We start from the raw sequence: 14,213 nt of genomic DNA on the forward strand, positions 1-14,213 counted from the left end.
TCGACGATCCCGCGCACGTGGCCGCGCAGTACGCGAGCTCGGCGAACCTCGACGCGCGCGTGCGCATCTACGAGCTCTTCGACACGAACCCCGAGCCGTGGCACCGCTTCGTGTTCGCGTGTCTGCGGCTCGCTCCGGGCGAGCGCGTGCTCGAGGTGGGCTGCGGCACGGGCAGCGTGTGGAGCGCGAACGCCGAGCGCCTGCCGGCGGGCCTCTCGCTCGTGCTCAGCGACCTGTCGCCCGGCATGCTCGAGGCAGCGCGCCGCCGCCTCGCGCAGCTCTCGCCCGCGCCCGAGCTGCGCACCGCCGACGCCCAGTCACTGCCCTTCCCCGACGCGAGCTTCGACGTCGCGATCGCGAACCACATGCTCTACCACGTGCCGGACCGCGCGCGGGCGCTGGCCGAGCTGGCGCGCGTGCTGCGCCCCGGCGGGCGGCTGGTCGCCTCGACCTACCCCTGGACGCACCTGCTCGAGCTGCGCGAGCTCACGGCGCGCCTGGGCCTGCCCCACGCCATGCTGCCCGTCGGGCGCAGTGACTCCGAGTTCGACCTCGAGACCGCGCTGCTCGAGCTCGCCCGGGTGCTGCGCGTCGAGCGCGTCGAGCGGCGCGACAGCGCGCTCGCGGTCACCGACCCGGACGCGCTGGTCGCCTACCTGCGCTCCACGGCCCGCGCCGACGACCACGACTCGCTCGCGCGCATCCGCGCCCACGTCGCGCGCCAGATCGAGCTGTGCGGCGCGTTCCGCATCCAGATCGCCGGCGCGGCGCTCACGGCTTCGAGGCCGCCAGCGCCGTGACCAGGCGGCTCAGGAACTCCTGGCCCTCGTAGAACTGCTTCACGCCCACGCGCTCGTCGCGGCCGTGCGCGCGCACGTCGTCGATGTCGACGAAGATCCCCGACAGCCCGTAGGCGGGGATCCCGGCCAGGCGGAAGTACTTCGAGTCGGTGGCGCCCGAGCTCATGGTCGGCACCACCGGCACGCCGGGAAACACTTGGGCCGCAACGCCCTCGACGGTCTTCAACAGCTCGGGGTCGACGCTGGCGCGCGGCCCAGCGATCTCCTGCTCGTCGAGCGCCACGTCGATCTTCGGGTCGGCGAGCGCGCTCACGAGCTGCTTGCGGACCTCTTCTGCCGAGTGACCCGGCAGGATGCGGCAGTTCACGTTCGCCAGCGCGCTCTGCGGCAGCGCGTTGCGCGCGTGACCGGCCTCGACCTGTGTGGCGACGCAGGTGGTGCGGATCAGCGCGTTGTAGCGCGGCTCGCGCGACAGGCGCTTGGCCGCCTGCGGGTCCTGGGCGTTCGCGGCCAGCGCGCGCATGGCGGCGCCGATCTCCTTGGGCTCGGTCGGCGCGGCGCGCTTCAGGAACTCGCGAGTCACTTCGTTCAGCTCGACCGGGAAGACCAGCTTCTGCAGCCGGCCGAGCCCCGCCGCCAGGCGGTAGATCGCGTTCTCCGGCGTGGGCAGCGAGCTGTGACCGCCCTTGTCGGTCACCTTGAGCGCGTAGTCCATGTAGGTCTTCTCGGACGACTGCATGGCCAGCACGAGATACTTGCCCTGGCGCAGCCAGCCGCCGCCGCCCTCGTTCAGCACGAGTGACCCGTCGACCAGCTCGCGGTGCTCGCGCAAGAGCCACTCGGCGCCGTTCTCGTTCCCGGCCTCCTCGTCGGCCGTGAGCGCGAGGATCACGTCGCGCCGCAGCGGCGTGTGGTCGGTCGCCAGCCGCAGGACGAGCGTGGTGAAGATCGCCGCCATGGCCTTGTCGTCGAGCGTGCCGCGGCCGTAGAAGTAGCCGTCCTGCTCGAGCAGCACGAACGGATCGACCGACCAGTCCTCGCGCTTGGCCTCCACCACGTCGAGGTGCGCGAGCAGGACCAGCGGCTTCTCGGCCCCGCTGCCGTGCAGGCGCGCGACCAGGTTGCCCTTGGTCGGCGAGGGTCCGAGCCGGGCGATGTCGGACTCGGGGATGCCCGCAGCGCGCAGCCGGGCCGCCACGCGCTCGGCGGCGGCAGTCGTGCTGCCGGTCGAGTGCGTGGTGTTGGTCTCGACCAGCTCCTGGTAGACCTGCCGCACCAGCGCGCGGTCGGCTTCGGAGACGGCGGTCTGGGCGCGCGCGCCGCTGGCCAGCGCGAGCACCACGAGCACGAGAGCGAGTGGCTGGTTCACGGCCGCGAGTCTACTCGGCCGCCGAGCCGAGTGTCTCGGAGGTGACCGCCCCCGACTCGGAGACCGTCCAGGCGGCCACCACCCGCGGCACGTCCACGGCCGAGACCGCGAACAGGCGCAGCCGCAGGTGCGCGCTCGCGCCGGCGCCCACCAGGTCGACGCGCGCGAAGCCGGTCGAGGCGAGCTGGTAGAGCTCGCCGGGCAGTGTCTGGTGACTCGACTCGCTGCCGCCGCCGCCGCCCGACACGAGCTGGAAGGCCGGCTGCGGCGCCTCGCCGGCAGCGCCGCGCAGGTCGTGGATGTGACCCGCGAGCAGGAGCTGCGCGCGCACGCCCGCGGCCGCGAGCGCGCGCTGGATCGGCACGTCGACCTCGCGCCCGTCGAGCGGGTGGTGCGCCACGAGCACGCGCCAGGGCCCGCGTGACTGCGCGAGCGCGCGCGTGAGCAGCGGCAGCGACGCGGCGTTCGCGGTCCGGTGCAGGGCGGTGGAGTCGTAGAACACCAGGCTCACGCCTTGCGGCAGCTCGACCGTCTCGACCGGCAGCCCGAGCAGCTTCCAGTTCGACACGTACAGCGGCACGCGCTCGCGCTCGAGCGCGATCGACTCCGCGCTGGTGTCGTGATTGCCGAGCACCGCCCACAGCGGCAGCGGGTGGCGCCGCGCTTCCGGCTCGAGACACGCTTCGCCCAGCGTGGCGGCGCCACGCGCGGTCAGGGCCACGAAGTGACAATACGGGCCGACCAGGTTCGCGCGCAGCCGCATCTCGACCTCGCTCGCTTCCAGGCCGTGCGGGTAGAAGTTGTCGCCCACGAAGATCAGCGCGTCCGCGGGCGCGCGGCGGTCCTCGGCGGCGAGCGCCTCGGCGACACGCAATTGTTTCGCGGGTGTCTGGCCTTCCTTCGGCCGGCGGCCCCAATCGCCGAGCGCGAGCAGCGAGAGCCGCACCTCCGCGCCGCGGGCCTCGTAGCGCGGCTCCGGCGGGCGCGCGCAGCCGATTGCCAGCGCGAGAAGCGTCGCTACCAGGACGATTTGCCTGTGCATCATGGGCAAGTGCGCACCGTAACAAGCGGGCGCGCCCGCCACACCCCCGGAAGCGAGGTTTCCGATAAGTCAGGGCGCGTTTCCCCGGTCGTGAGCAACGCCTAATACGAAACGTCCCGCCGGAACGGGGGTTTCTCAAGACGACATGAAAAATGCGGCTACAATCCCGCGCGCTGCTCTGGAGGGGTTTCGCGAGGTGGCAGTGGAGACACGCGTGAGCGTCGCTCGAAAGCTCGTGGCCCTGTCGGCGCTCGGTCTCGCGGCGTTCGGCGCCGCCCCGCGCCCTGCGTCCGCCGAAACGACCGATCCCGTGACTCCCGCGGCGCATGCGCCCGCCCCTTCGGCCGAGCCCGCGCCGCCCGCGCCCGCGGGCGACGACGCGCTCTTCGACGCGCTCGACGCCGCCGAGACCAGCTCCTACTGGGACCCGCTCGAGCCCGGCAACCGCGTGGTGTTCGACTTCAACGAGCTCGCGGACAAGTACGCGATCAAGCCCGTGTCCGACGCCTACTCCCTCGTCATGCCCGACCCCGCCGAGCGCGCGGTGCGGCGCATGTTCCGCAACCTGTCCGAGCCGATCTCGTTCGCGAATCACTTCCTGCAGTTCCATCCGCAGGAGGCGGGACAGACCTTCGTGCGCTTCTGTCTCAACTCGAGCGTCGGCCTGGCGGGCGCCTTCGACGTGGCGAACTCACTCGGCATCCCCCCGCACCCGACCGACTTCGGCGCCACGCTGCACCGCTTCGGCTCGCCCGCGGGGCCGTACATCGTGGTGCCGCTGTTCGGCCCCACGACCGCGCGCGACGGCTTCGGCGGGATCGTCGACTCGAGCGTGATGCCGCAGAACTACCTGCTGTCGACCACGCTCCAGCTCTTCCTGCAGACCGGCAACGGAATCACTGCGCGCGCCGAGGCCGGCCAGGCGCTCGACGCGTTGCGCGACGGCTCCGTGGACTTCTACGCTGCGCTGCGCTCGGCCTACTACTTCAACCGTGAGTCCGAGTTGCGCGGCGGCGCGCCCGGGCCCTCGGACACTTTGCGCTCGAGCGCCGCGACCAGCGCATCGAACCCGTCGCGCTCCAGCACCGAGGTGTACTCGGCCCTGCGGAGCGCCAACTCCGACACCGTGCCGCTCAAGTAGACGTCGATCACGCGGAAGCCCGCGGGCGTCGAGCGCAACCGGTAGTCCAGGTGGACGTCCTCGTCCGAAGCATGCAGCACGCTGCGAACGATCACGGTTCCCGCGACCGAGGGCTCCTCGCCCAGGGTCTCGAAGCGTTCGTTGTCGTAGCCGTCGAAGCGCGTGGCGTAGGTGCGCAGCGTCATCGCGCGAAATACGGCGATGAAGCGCTCGTGCTGGGCGTCGTCCAACTTGGCCCAGCCGGTCGCGAGCGAGCGCTGGGCCATCGCAGGGAAGTCATAGGTGGCATCCAACGCGGGCGCGAGCTTCACCTTGCGCCCCTCGAGCCCGAGCGTCTTCGCGTTCTTCATCACGTCCAGGAGGACGGCGTGGAAGTGATCGATCACGGGCGCGGCGTCCGCCGGCGCAAGGGCCGTGGCATCCTGCTGTGCGGACGCGCGGAGCGCGCCGAGCCCCCCGACCACGAGTGCGACCAACGCTGCAGCGAGCGCCGTGCGGCACCCGACCCGGGAATGATGCATGGTTCGGCGGAGGATAACCGATCGCGCGCGGGGGCAGCATGGACGAGTTGATCGGCCGCGCGGTCGCGAAGTGGGTCGACTGGATCCGGCGTCACCCGATCGGCACGCTGGTCGCGACGGCGCTCGTGACCGCGCTGCTCGGGCTCTACACGTACCGCAATCTCGGCATCAACATGGATGTCGCGGCGATGCTCTCGCCCGACCTCCCGCACCAGAAGACCTGGCGCGACATCACCAAGGCCTTCCCCGAGTCCAACGATCCCCTCCTGGTCGTGGTCGACGCCGCGACCCCCGAGCGCGCGCGCGAGGCGGCGCTCGCGCTGCGTGACCGGCTGGCGAAGGAGACCAAGCTCTTCGGCTCGGTCGACGTGCCCGGCGAGGGCCCGTTCTTCGAGAAGAACGGCCTGCTGTATCTCAGCACCGACGAGCTCGCGAAGCTCTCCGATCACCTGGCCGAGGTGCAGCCGTATCTCGCCGAGCTGCGCCGTGACTCGAGCCTGCGCGGGCTGTTCGCGCTCTTGCAGCGCGCGGCCGACTCGCTGCGCACCGGCGACGCCACGGTGGTGGAGCTCGCGCCGGTGTTCGACCGGCTGTCGCGCGCGGTCGACGCCGAGCGCACGGGCCGCTCCGAGCCGGTGTCGTGGCGCGAGGTGCTGCTCGGCCAGTCACTGCCCGAGACGCCGCGCCGCGTGCTGGTGGTGCAGCCGATCGTCGACTTCGGCGCGCTGATCCCCGCCGAGGAGTCGATCGCGCGCATCCACGAGCTCGCCCAGGAGGTCGGGCTCGACGGCGATAGCGGCGTGCGCGTGCGAGTCACCGGCGAGCTCGCGCTGTCGTCCGAGGAGCTGGAGACGGTCACCACCGGCACCGCGCTCTCGGGCATCCTGTCGTTCATCGCGGTCACGGGCATCCTGTTCTTCGGGCTGCGCAGCTGGAAGCTCATGGCCGCGACCTCGCTCACGCTGACGATCGGCCTGGTGTGGACCTTCGCCTTCGCCACGCTCGCCGTCGGCTCGCTCAACATGGTGTCGGTGGCGTTCGCGGTGCTGTTCATCGGCCTGGGCGACGACTTCGGCGTGCACTTCTGCCTGCGCTGGCAGGACCTCTACTCGAAGGGCCGTGACTCCGCGGCCGCGCTGCGCGAGACCGCGCAGGACGTCGGTCTGTCGCTCCTGCTCGCGGCCATCACCGTGGCGATCGGCTTTCTCGCCTTCGCGCCCACCGACTACGTGGGCGTGGCCGAGCTGGGCGTGATCTCGGCGGGCGGCATCATCATCTCGGTGATCGCGAGCCTCACCGTCCTGCCTGCGCTGATCACGCTGACCAAGCCCCCGCTGCCCAAGCCGCGCGTGCCGCGGCCGCCCAGCGCCTGGATGTCGCGGCTCGTCTCGTTCCCGGTGCGGCGCGCGGGCTGGGTGCGCATGGGCGCGCTCGGGCTCGCGATCGCCTGCGTGCCGTTCCTGATGCACGTGCGCTTCGACTACAACCCGCTGCGGCTGCGCGTGCAGACGGCGGACTCGGTGACTGCCTTCAACGACCTGCTGTCGACCGACGGTCTCTCGCCCTGGAGCGTTACCGTGCTCGCCAAGGACCGCGCCGCGGCCGATGCCGTGGCCGAGCGGCTGAAGAACCTGGACACGGTCGACCACACGCTGACTCTCTCGGACTACATCCCGGCCGACCAGGAGCAGAAGCTCGCGATCCTGGAGGACGTGGCGCTGATGATGGCGCCGCCGCCGCCCGCGGAACGCGTGCCGCGCCCGCCCACGAGCGACGACGAGATCGCCGCGCTCGAGAGCTTCCTGGCGAAGACCGACGCCATGCCCGAGTCACTCGATCCCAAGACGCGCACGGCGCTGGACAAGCTGCGCGCGGCGGTGAGTGGCTTGGTGGCGAAGCTCGCGGGCGAAGACGAGGCGGCGCGCGCGGCTTCGCTCGCCCGGCTCGAGAAGAGCGTGGTCGGCAGCCTGCCCGACCAGATGAAGCGCATCGACACCGCGCTCCAAGCGCAGCCGATCGGCGCGAGTGACCTGCCGCACGACCTGGTGCGCGACACGGTCGCGCCCGACGGACGCGTGCGCGTCGACGCGTACCCCAAGCACGACCTCGGCCGCGACGACCGCGAGCTGCAGCGCTTCGCCGACAGCGCCACGGCGGCACTGCCCGAGGCGACGGGCATCGCCGTCACGACCGTCGAGTCGGCGCGGGTGGTCGTGAAGTCGTTCCGCGAGGCGCTGTTCGGCGCCGCGCTCGCGATCACGGTGCTCCTGCTCGCGCTGTGGCGCCGGGTGGGCGACACGCTGATCGCGCTGGCGCCCTTGCTCTTGTCGGCGTGCGTGCTCGCGGCGATCGGAGTCATCTTCGACCTGCCGTTCAACTTCGCGAACGTGCTGGTGCTGCCGGCCCTGCTCGGCATCGGCATCGACAGCGGCATCCACCTGGTCCACCGCTGGCGTCACATGGCCGGTGAGTCGGACCCGCTGCTCGAGACCAGCACCGCGCGCGGCGTGGTGCAGAGCACGCTGACCACGATCGCGAGCTTCGGCACGCTCGCGATCTCGCCGCACCCCGGCATGGCGAGCCTCGGCATCCTGCTCACCCTGGGCCTCAGCCTGATCCTGGTCGCCAACCTGATCCTGATCCCGGCGCTGGTCGCGAACCGCAAGCTCGACGCGAAGTGACTCGCCCGCGGGTCTACCTGGCGGGCCCCGAAGTCTTCCTGCCCGATCCGCAGCGCGCCGCGGCGGCGAAGAAGGCGCTGTGCGAGCGGCACGGCTTCACGGGCGTGTTCCCGCTCGACGCGGGCCTCGAGCTTGGCGGCCTCGCTCCGCGCGACGCCGCGCTCGCGATCGGCCGCGCCAACGAGGACCTGATCCGCAGCTGCCAGCACCTGGTCGCGAACCTGACCCCGTTCCGCGGCCCCAGCGCCGACGCCGGCACCGTGTGGGAGCTCGGCTTCGCGCGCGGGCTCGGGCTCCGGGTGCACGGCTACTCGAACGTGGCCCGCGACTTCGCGGCCCGCACGCGCGCCTTCCTGCGCGACCACCCCGACCCGCTCGCGGTCGAGTCGTTCGGCCTCGCCGACAACCTCATGCTCGCGCACGCGATCGAGGCCTCGGGCGGCGCGTTCGTAGCCCGCAGCGCGCCGCGCGCGAAGCGCTATACGGACCTGTCCGCCTTCGAAGAGTGTCTCGTCACTGCATCCCGTAGCGCCTGAGCTTCTTGTAGAGACACTCGCGGGTGATGCCGAGCTCGCGGGCGGTGGCGATGCGGCGCTGCTGGTTCCGTTCGAGCGCGTGCTTCAGGTACCAGGACTCGAAGCGGGCCACGGCCTGGCGCAGGGTCTCGGTCGAGGCGTCGCCACGCGGCAGCTCGGGCGCGCCGCCGCGCAGGCGCGGCGAGAGCATGCGCGCGGTGATCTCGGCGCCCGCCTCGGCGTGGGTCACGATGCGCGCGACCTCGTTCTCGAGCTCGCGCACGTTGCCGGGCCAGGGGTAGGTCTCGAGCAGGCGGCGCGCGTCGGAGGCCACGCCGCGCAGGCTGGTGAGCTCGCGGCTGCGCTCCAGGAAGTGCAGCACGAGCGGCACCACGTCGTCGCTGCGCGCGCGCAGCGGCGGCAGTGAGATCGGGAAGACGTTGAGCCGGAAGAACAGGTCGCGCCGGAAGCGGCCGGATTCGACTTCGCGCTCGAGCTCGCGGTTGGTCGCGGCCACGATGCGCACGTCGACCGGCTGCTCCTTGCCCGCGCCGAGCGGACGCACCCGGCCCTCCTGCAGCGCGCGCAGCAGCTTCACCTGGAAGCCGAGCGTGGTCTCGCCGATCTCGTCGAGAAACAGCGTGCCGCCGTTCGCCTGCACGAAGTGACCCGGACGCGCGCGCGCGGCGCCGGTGAATGCGCCCCGGTCGTGCCCGAACAGCTCGCTCTCGAGCAGTGTCTCGGGGAACGCCGCGCAGTTCAGCGCCACGAACGGCCCGCGCGCGCGCCGGCCGCCCTCGTGGATGGTGCGCGCGAGCACCTCCTTGCCGGTGCCGGTCTCGCCGAGCAGCAGCACCGTGGCGTCGGCGCGCTGCGCCTTGCGCACCAGCTCGAGACACGCGCGCATCGCCGCGCTGCGCGCCACGATGCCCTCGGACGCCGCGGCGGGCCTCGGCGCCACGCGCGGCGCGACCAGCCCCGCCACGCGCGAGCGCAGGCTGGAGTCGGTCGAGGCGTCGCGCACCACGATCTCGTGCACGCCGCACGCGAACAGCTCGCTCGCGCGCTCCACCTCGGCCGTATCGACCAGCGCGATCACCGGCAGCCGGTTGCGCCGCCGCCGCAGCCAGCGCGCGTCGGCCAGCGCGGCGTCGACGCCGCCGCGGTCGAGACAGATCGCGGCATAGTCGTGACTCTCGAGCGCCACTGCCAGCTCGTCGCGCTCGGCGACCACGGAACCATCGGACAGGAACAGGATCGACTCGTCCACGCTTCACCCTCCCAAGCGAACGGGCCCGGGAGAGCAAGCCACGTGCCGCGGTCGTGCGCCGTCGCAGCGTGCGGCGGCCACTGACTCGGCTTCGAGCGCGACCGTCTGGCCGCCAGACGCGGCCCTCAGAGTTTGTCGGACTCCTGTGCGAGCCTGACCTGGTAGTTCAGATTGAGCGTGGCCGGGCTGTTGCCCACGGCCATCAGATACAGCGTCAGGTTGGTCCGCCCCGAGACCCAGGTCGAGTCCGCAACGCTCAGGAACCCGCGGTTTAGCTTGCGAGAGACCTCGCTGCCGTACTTCGCGCGGAGCGCGTCGGTGAGCGATTCGAAGACGAGCAGCGCGGACGAGAAGTCGGAGCTCTCGGCCAGGGTGAGGGTCACCTGCGAGAGCCTCTCGCCCTTGAAGTAGAAGAGCGCGGTGAACGTGTGACCGACCAGCGCGATTCCGGGTTTCTCCAAGAGGCCCAGCGCGCCGTCGCCCAGCTTCGAGGGGCTGGCCGACTTCAGCACGCCCGGCACGCTTTCCCGGACCTGCGCGACAGACATGCCGTACTGGGTCGGGCCCCACAGAGACTGCGCGCGAGCGACCTGGGCGCTGGCGAGCGTGGCGAGAGAGAGCACCAGAGCCGCGAGCCGAGCCATTTGCCTTCCCCCTGGGAGGATTCTCACCGGCTCATTCGGCGGAACGGCCCGCCGGGTTGATCGGGTCAGGCGACCGAGCTGCGCACCAGCTCGGCGACCTCGGCCAGGCCCTGGCCGCCGAAGAAGTGATCGGCTTTGGGAATCACGTCGAGGTTCGCGTTGGGCAGGCCCTCGAGCAGGGGCGAGAGCTCGTCGAGCGGTGAGAACTCGTCGCGGCCGCCGACGATCACGTGGATCGGCCCGCGGAACTCGGCCAGCGCGAGCGACTCGACCATGCCGACCGGCGGCGCCACGAGGATCAGCTCCGAGACACGCGGGTCGCGCAGCCCGATGCGCAGCGCGGTGGCCGCGCCGAACGAGTAACCGGCGGCGACGATCGGCGGGGGAAGCGTCGCGACGACCTGCTCGACCGCTGCCATGTAGTCCTCCTCGGCCGCCTTCCAGTCGCCAGTCACTCGGCCCTGGCTCGCGCCCACGCCCCGCCAGTTGAAGCGCAGCGAGGCGACGCCAGCCTTGTAGAGCCCGTAGGCCAGCTCGCTCACCACGGGGTGCTCGAGGCTGCCGCCGTACTCCGGGTGCGGCGGCGCGATCACCGCGCCGCGGCCGGCCCCTTTCTGCCACACGCCCTCGAGCATGAGGCCGCACGAGGGCACCGCGATCGGCACCATCTGTTCCTTCCAGGACATCGCGGGAGAGAGTACACGACCCGCCGCGAGACTCAGGGCGTGCGGTCGTCCTCGAGCAGCGCGTCGGCGCCGAGCGCCCCGAGGCGGAGCTCGCGGGCGAGCTCCTCGAGGCCGTAGGTCGTGCCCGTGTTCCACAGCTCGAGCAAGAGCGTCCCGGCGCCGCGTGTCTTCCAGTACTCTCGCCCGAACCGGCCGCGCAGCAGGCGCGCAGCCCCCATGCCGAAGGCCGCGGCGCGCAGGCTGTCCACCGAGGTGAGCGCGGGCCCGGCTCGCGCGAGATAGCCGGGCTCCTGCCACGCGCCGGGCGCCGACCCCGGGTCGAGCTCGGCCAGCCAGAGCTCGGTCGCGACGCGCCCGGCGGCGCTCTGCAGCCGCTCGATGCGCGCGCGGCGCGCGGCCGCGGCGAAGTGCTCGGGAGTGACTCGCGCGAGCTCGGCCCCGAGCGGGATCTCCGAGGCCAGCGCGCGCCAGAGCTCGCCGAAGCCAGCCGCCAGGGCCGGATCGCCCAGCACGCGCTTCTCGAGCGGGAGCTCGGGCGAGGTGATCGCGGCCTGCGCCGCCTGACCGGCCGCGCTGAACAGCTCACCGCACGCGCCGAGCCCGCCCGCGCCGGTGAGCTCGAGCCACACGTCCCCTGGAACTCGTGGCGCGATCGAGAACGCCGGGCCCGCCAGCCCGGGCCGCGGGCCGTCGATCGTGAGGCCGGGAAGCCGTCCGAGATCGAGCCCCATCCCCGCCAGCGCGTGGTCGAGCGCGGCGCGCAGGCGCGACCCGGGCAGCTCGGAGCCGAAGCTCGAGCCCGAGCCGGGGCCGCGCTCGGCGTCGCGCAGCAGCGAGTCACTCTGCGCGAGATAGCGCGCGGACTCGCTGCGCCAGGCGTCGTAGTCGACTCCAGGCCGCAGCGCCTCGGCGAAGCTGCGCGCGCGCGCAAAGCCCAGGCGCGCCAGCGCACGGCTGCGCTCGGCGACCCGCTCGGCCCGGAGCTCGTCGAGCTCCTCCGGCTCGGCCTCGGCGCGTGCACGCGCGGCGATGCGGGCGTCGAGCGCACGCAGCTCACTCGCCAGCGCCGCTTGGACGAGCCCCAGCCGGAAGCGCCCCTCGGCGCGCTCGACCGCCGCGCCGCCGGTCACGTCGCCGAACTCGCCGTCGATGCGCTCGGCATCGCCATCCGGCTCTGCGCCCAGCGCGCGCTCGAGCCGCAGGCGTTCGCGGGCCTCCCGCCAGGATTCGTAGCGCGCGCGCAGGTCCGCCATCGCGCGCGGATTCTAGGCTACCTTGCGCGCGCCATGGTCGACGACGAGACACCGGCGCGGCTGCTCGAGCGGCGAGTCATCTGGGAGGGCAACGTCGGCTCGTTCGGCCTGGACACCGTGGTGCTGCCCTCGGGCGAGCAGGCGACGCTGGCGCTGTTCAAGCACCCGGGCGCCTCGGCGGTGGTGCCGTTCCTCGACGCCGAGCGCATCGTGATGCTGCGCCAGTTCCGGCACGCAGCGGGTGGAGTCATCTGGGAGGTGCCGGCCGGCAAGCTCGACCGCGGCGAGGACCCGGCCGTGTGCGCGGCGCGCGAGCTCGAAGAGGAGACCGGCTACCGCGCCGGCCGGATCGAGAAGACCGGCGCGCTCCTCACCACGCCGGGCTTCACCGACGAGCGCATCCACCTGTTCTGCGCCTACGAGCTCGTGCCCGGGCCGGCGCGGCCCGAGGCCCATGAGGTGCTGCGCACCGAGGTGATCACGCTGGCGTCGGCTCTCGCGATGATCGAGACGGGCGAGATCTGCGACGGAAAGACGATCGCGGCGCTGTTCCTGGCCGCGCGCCGGAGCCGGAAGGCGTGAGTGACTCGCGCGCGCCGCTGGGCGTCGCGCTCACCGGCCACCGGCTGCCGCTCGAGGCGCGCGTGCGCCTGGCCGCCCGCGCCGAGGCGCTGGGCTTCGAGCTGCTCATGCTCGACGGCGACGCGCCGGCGTCGCTCGCGGCCGAGCATCTGCGCGTGTACGACCCGACCGCCGTCATGACCGCGGCTGCGCTCGCGACGCGTCGCATCCGCCTGGCCTCGATCCACCTCGCGCACCTGTGGCAGCCGGCGCTCCTGGCGCGCCAGCTGGCCACGCTGCACGAGCTCTCGGGCGGCCGGCTGGTGAGTCACTTCGGCGTCGGCACGAAGCGCGCCGGGGCCGCCGAGCGGATCGCGCGGCTCGACCAGACCCTGGGCGAGCTGCGCCCGCTGCTCGCGCGGGCTCGGGCCGAGACGCCGATCGCGGTCTCGGCCGCGGGTCCGCGCGCGCTCGAAGTCGTGCGCCGCCACGCAGACGTGTGGGACGCCAACGTGCCGCCGCTGCCCGAGCGGCTCGCGCCGCTGCGCGCGCAGCTCGGCCGCGCGTTGCCGACGTGGATCTGGGTGTTCGCACGGCCCGGCGCGCCGCTCGAGAGCGCGCTCGCCGACTACCGGCGCCACGCGCCGTGGTTCAGAGAGCTCGCGCCCGACGCGCAGGCCCGGGCGGTGCTCCACGGCGATCCGGCGCGCTGCCGCGCGCGCCTCGCAGAGCTGCGCCGCGAGCTCGACGTGGCGCTGCCGATCGTCGACCTGGCCGGGCTCGACGAGCCGGCCGCAGCGCGCGCGCTCGAAGCGCTCGCGAAGGCATCCGACCCCGGGATTTCGTAGCCTCGCAAGCGTGTACGGACGAAACCGCGGCTACATGCCGAGCAGCACCGGCATCCCCGGCATGACGCCGATGGTGCAGCGCATCATCATCGCCAACTTCGCGATCTGGATCTGCCAGCTGTTCGCGAACAGGCTCGGCATCCCGCTCACCGAGCTGTGCGCGGTGCGCCTCGACGGCTTCTTCGGCCAGCTCTACCTCTGGCAGCCCTTCACGTACATGTGGCTGCACGCCACGGACACCCCGTTCCACATCCTGTTCAACATGTGGTTCTTGTATCTGGTCGCGCCGGTGCTCGAGGCGACCTGGGGATCGCGCCGCTTCCTGCGCTTCTACGTCACGTGCGGCGTCGGCGCAGGCTTCGTGATCCTGGCTTGGAACGCGCTCATGGGCCAGTGGGGCGCCGCCACGCTCGGCGCGTCGGGCGCCATCTACGGCGTGGTCACGGCGTTCTCGCTCATCTGGCCGGATCGCATGATCATGATGCTGATCCCGCCCATGCCCATCCGCGCGATCTGGATCGTGCCGTTCCTGTTCCTCATGCAGTTCCTGCTCGGCGGCGACGGCCGCGTGAGTTACATGGGTCACTTGGGCGGCGTGCTGGTCGCCGCGGCGCTCCTGCGCGGCGAGCTGCGGCGCGCGATCGGCTGGCGCTCGCTCAGTCATCGCTGGCACCGCATGCGCATGCGCAACCGCTTGCGTGCCGTGCGCCGCGAAGAGCTCGAGCGGCGCCAGAACACCGACGACGATCGCAACTATCGCTGACACTGACTGACCGGGAGATCAGAGGCTCGGTCAGTCAGGCGCGTCGGTCAGGTGCCGAAAGAGCGACGGGTCCTGCGACCGTCGTCGCAGGACCCGTTGCAATACTCGCCAGGATTTTC

Annotated in this window: 13 protein-coding genes and 1 pseudogene; 7 read left to right on the plus strand and 7 right to left on the minus strand. The window is 72.3% G+C overall.

What is annotated here, in order from left to right:
- Positions 1 to 17 precede the first annotated feature (17 nt).
- Complete coding sequence (locus VMR86_08345; GenBank protein HTO07057.1) at positions 18 to 800, plus strand: methyltransferase domain-containing protein; 783 nt, start codon at positions 18 to 20, stop codon at positions 798 to 800.
- Here VMR86_08345 and VMR86_08350 read toward each other — a convergent pair.
- The gene (locus tag VMR86_08350; GenBank protein HTO07058.1) at positions 772 to 2,169 is read right to left on the minus strand and encodes a M20/M25/M40 family metallo-hydrolase; all 1,398 of its coding nucleotides are present in this window, start codon (positions 2,167 to 2,169) and stop codon (positions 772 to 774) included. The genes VMR86_08345 and VMR86_08350 overlap by 29 nt on opposite strands.
- A 10-nt stretch (positions 2,170 to 2,179) precedes the next feature.
- Positions 2,180 to 3,214 carry a metallophosphoesterase gene (locus VMR86_08355; GenBank protein HTO07059.1) on the minus strand — a complete coding sequence of 345 codons (1,035 nt, stop codon included), beginning with the start codon at positions 3,212 to 3,214 and terminating at the stop codon, positions 2,180 to 2,182.
- Between the two features lie 142 nt (positions 3,215 to 3,356).
- Between VMR86_08355 and VMR86_08360 the strand changes: the two are divergent.
- A pseudogene (locus VMR86_08360) lies at positions 3,357 to 4,151 on the plus strand (VacJ family lipoprotein).
- A gap of 41 nt (positions 4,152 to 4,192) precedes the next feature.
- Here the strand turns inward: VMR86_08360 and VMR86_08365 are convergent.
- Positions 4,193 to 4,816, minus strand: coding sequence for an ABC transporter substrate-binding protein (locus VMR86_08365; protein HTO07060.1), 624 nt, complete (start codon positions 4,814 to 4,816; stop codon positions 4,193 to 4,195).
- Positions 4,817 to 4,911: 95 nt separating this feature from the next.
- On the opposite strand from VMR86_08365, the gene VMR86_08370 reads away from it, so the two are divergent.
- Both VMR86_08370 and VMR86_08375 read left to right on the plus strand, forming a co-directional pair.
- Positions 4,912 to 7,554, plus strand: coding sequence for an MMPL family transporter (locus tag VMR86_08370; protein ID HTO07061.1), 2,643 nt, complete (start codon positions 4,912 to 4,914; stop codon positions 7,552 to 7,554).
- Positions 7,551 to 8,090, plus strand: coding sequence for a nucleoside 2-deoxyribosyltransferase (locus tag VMR86_08375; GenBank protein HTO07062.1), 540 nt, complete (start codon positions 7,551 to 7,553; stop codon positions 8,088 to 8,090). The genes VMR86_08370 and VMR86_08375 overlap by 4 nt, the downstream gene beginning before the upstream one ends.
- Here VMR86_08375 and VMR86_08380 read toward each other — a convergent pair.
- The 4 genes from VMR86_08380 to VMR86_08395 form a co-directional block, all read right to left on the minus strand.
- Positions 8,068 to 9,339 carry a sigma 54-interacting transcriptional regulator gene (locus VMR86_08380; protein HTO07063.1) on the minus strand — a complete coding sequence of 424 codons (1,272 nt, stop codon included), beginning with the start codon at positions 9,337 to 9,339 and terminating at the stop codon, positions 8,068 to 8,070. The two genes, VMR86_08375 and VMR86_08380, sit on opposite strands and share 23 nt — an antisense overlap.
- 125 nt (positions 9,340 to 9,464) lie before the next feature.
- Positions 9,465 to 9,983 carry a hypothetical protein gene (locus VMR86_08385; GenBank protein ID HTO07064.1) on the minus strand — a complete coding sequence of 173 codons (519 nt, stop codon included), beginning with the start codon at positions 9,981 to 9,983 and terminating at the stop codon, positions 9,465 to 9,467.
- A 65-nt stretch (positions 9,984 to 10,048) separates the two neighbouring features.
- Positions 10,049 to 10,669, minus strand: a complete 621-nt coding sequence (locus VMR86_08390) for an alpha/beta fold hydrolase (GenBank protein ID HTO07065.1) — start codon at positions 10,667 to 10,669, stop codon at positions 10,049 to 10,051.
- A gap of 32 nt (positions 10,670 to 10,701) precedes the next feature.
- Complete coding sequence (locus VMR86_08395; GenBank protein ID HTO07066.1) at positions 10,702 to 11,922, minus strand: hypothetical protein; 1,221 nt, start codon at positions 11,920 to 11,922, stop codon at positions 10,702 to 10,704.
- 33 nt (positions 11,923 to 11,955) lie between these two features.
- Between VMR86_08395 and VMR86_08400 the strand changes: the two genes are divergently transcribed.
- The 3 genes from VMR86_08400 to VMR86_08410 are packed head-to-tail and all read left to right on the plus strand — an operon-like array spanning position 11,956 to position 14,094.
- The gene (locus tag VMR86_08400) at positions 11,956 to 12,504 is read left to right on the plus strand and encodes an NUDIX hydrolase (protein ID HTO07067.1); all 549 of its coding nucleotides are present in this window, start codon (positions 11,956 to 11,958) and stop codon (positions 12,502 to 12,504) included.
- Positions 12,501 to 13,331, plus strand: a complete 831-nt coding sequence (locus VMR86_08405) for an LLM class flavin-dependent oxidoreductase (protein ID HTO07068.1) — start codon at positions 12,501 to 12,503, stop codon at positions 13,329 to 13,331. Before VMR86_08400 ends, VMR86_08405 begins: the two co-directional genes overlap by 4 nt.
- 10 nt (positions 13,332 to 13,341) lie before the next feature.
- A complete protein-coding gene (locus tag VMR86_08410; GenBank protein HTO07069.1) occupies positions 13,342 to 14,094 on the plus strand; it encodes a rhomboid family intramembrane serine protease in 753 nt (250 codons plus the stop codon).
- The last annotated feature ends 119 nt before the right edge of the window (positions 14,095 to 14,213 follow it).

Source organism: Myxococcota bacterium (genome assembly GCA_035498015.1).
Taxonomy (GTDB): domain Bacteria; phylum Myxococcota_A; class UBA9160; order SZUA-336; family SZUA-336; genus VGRW01.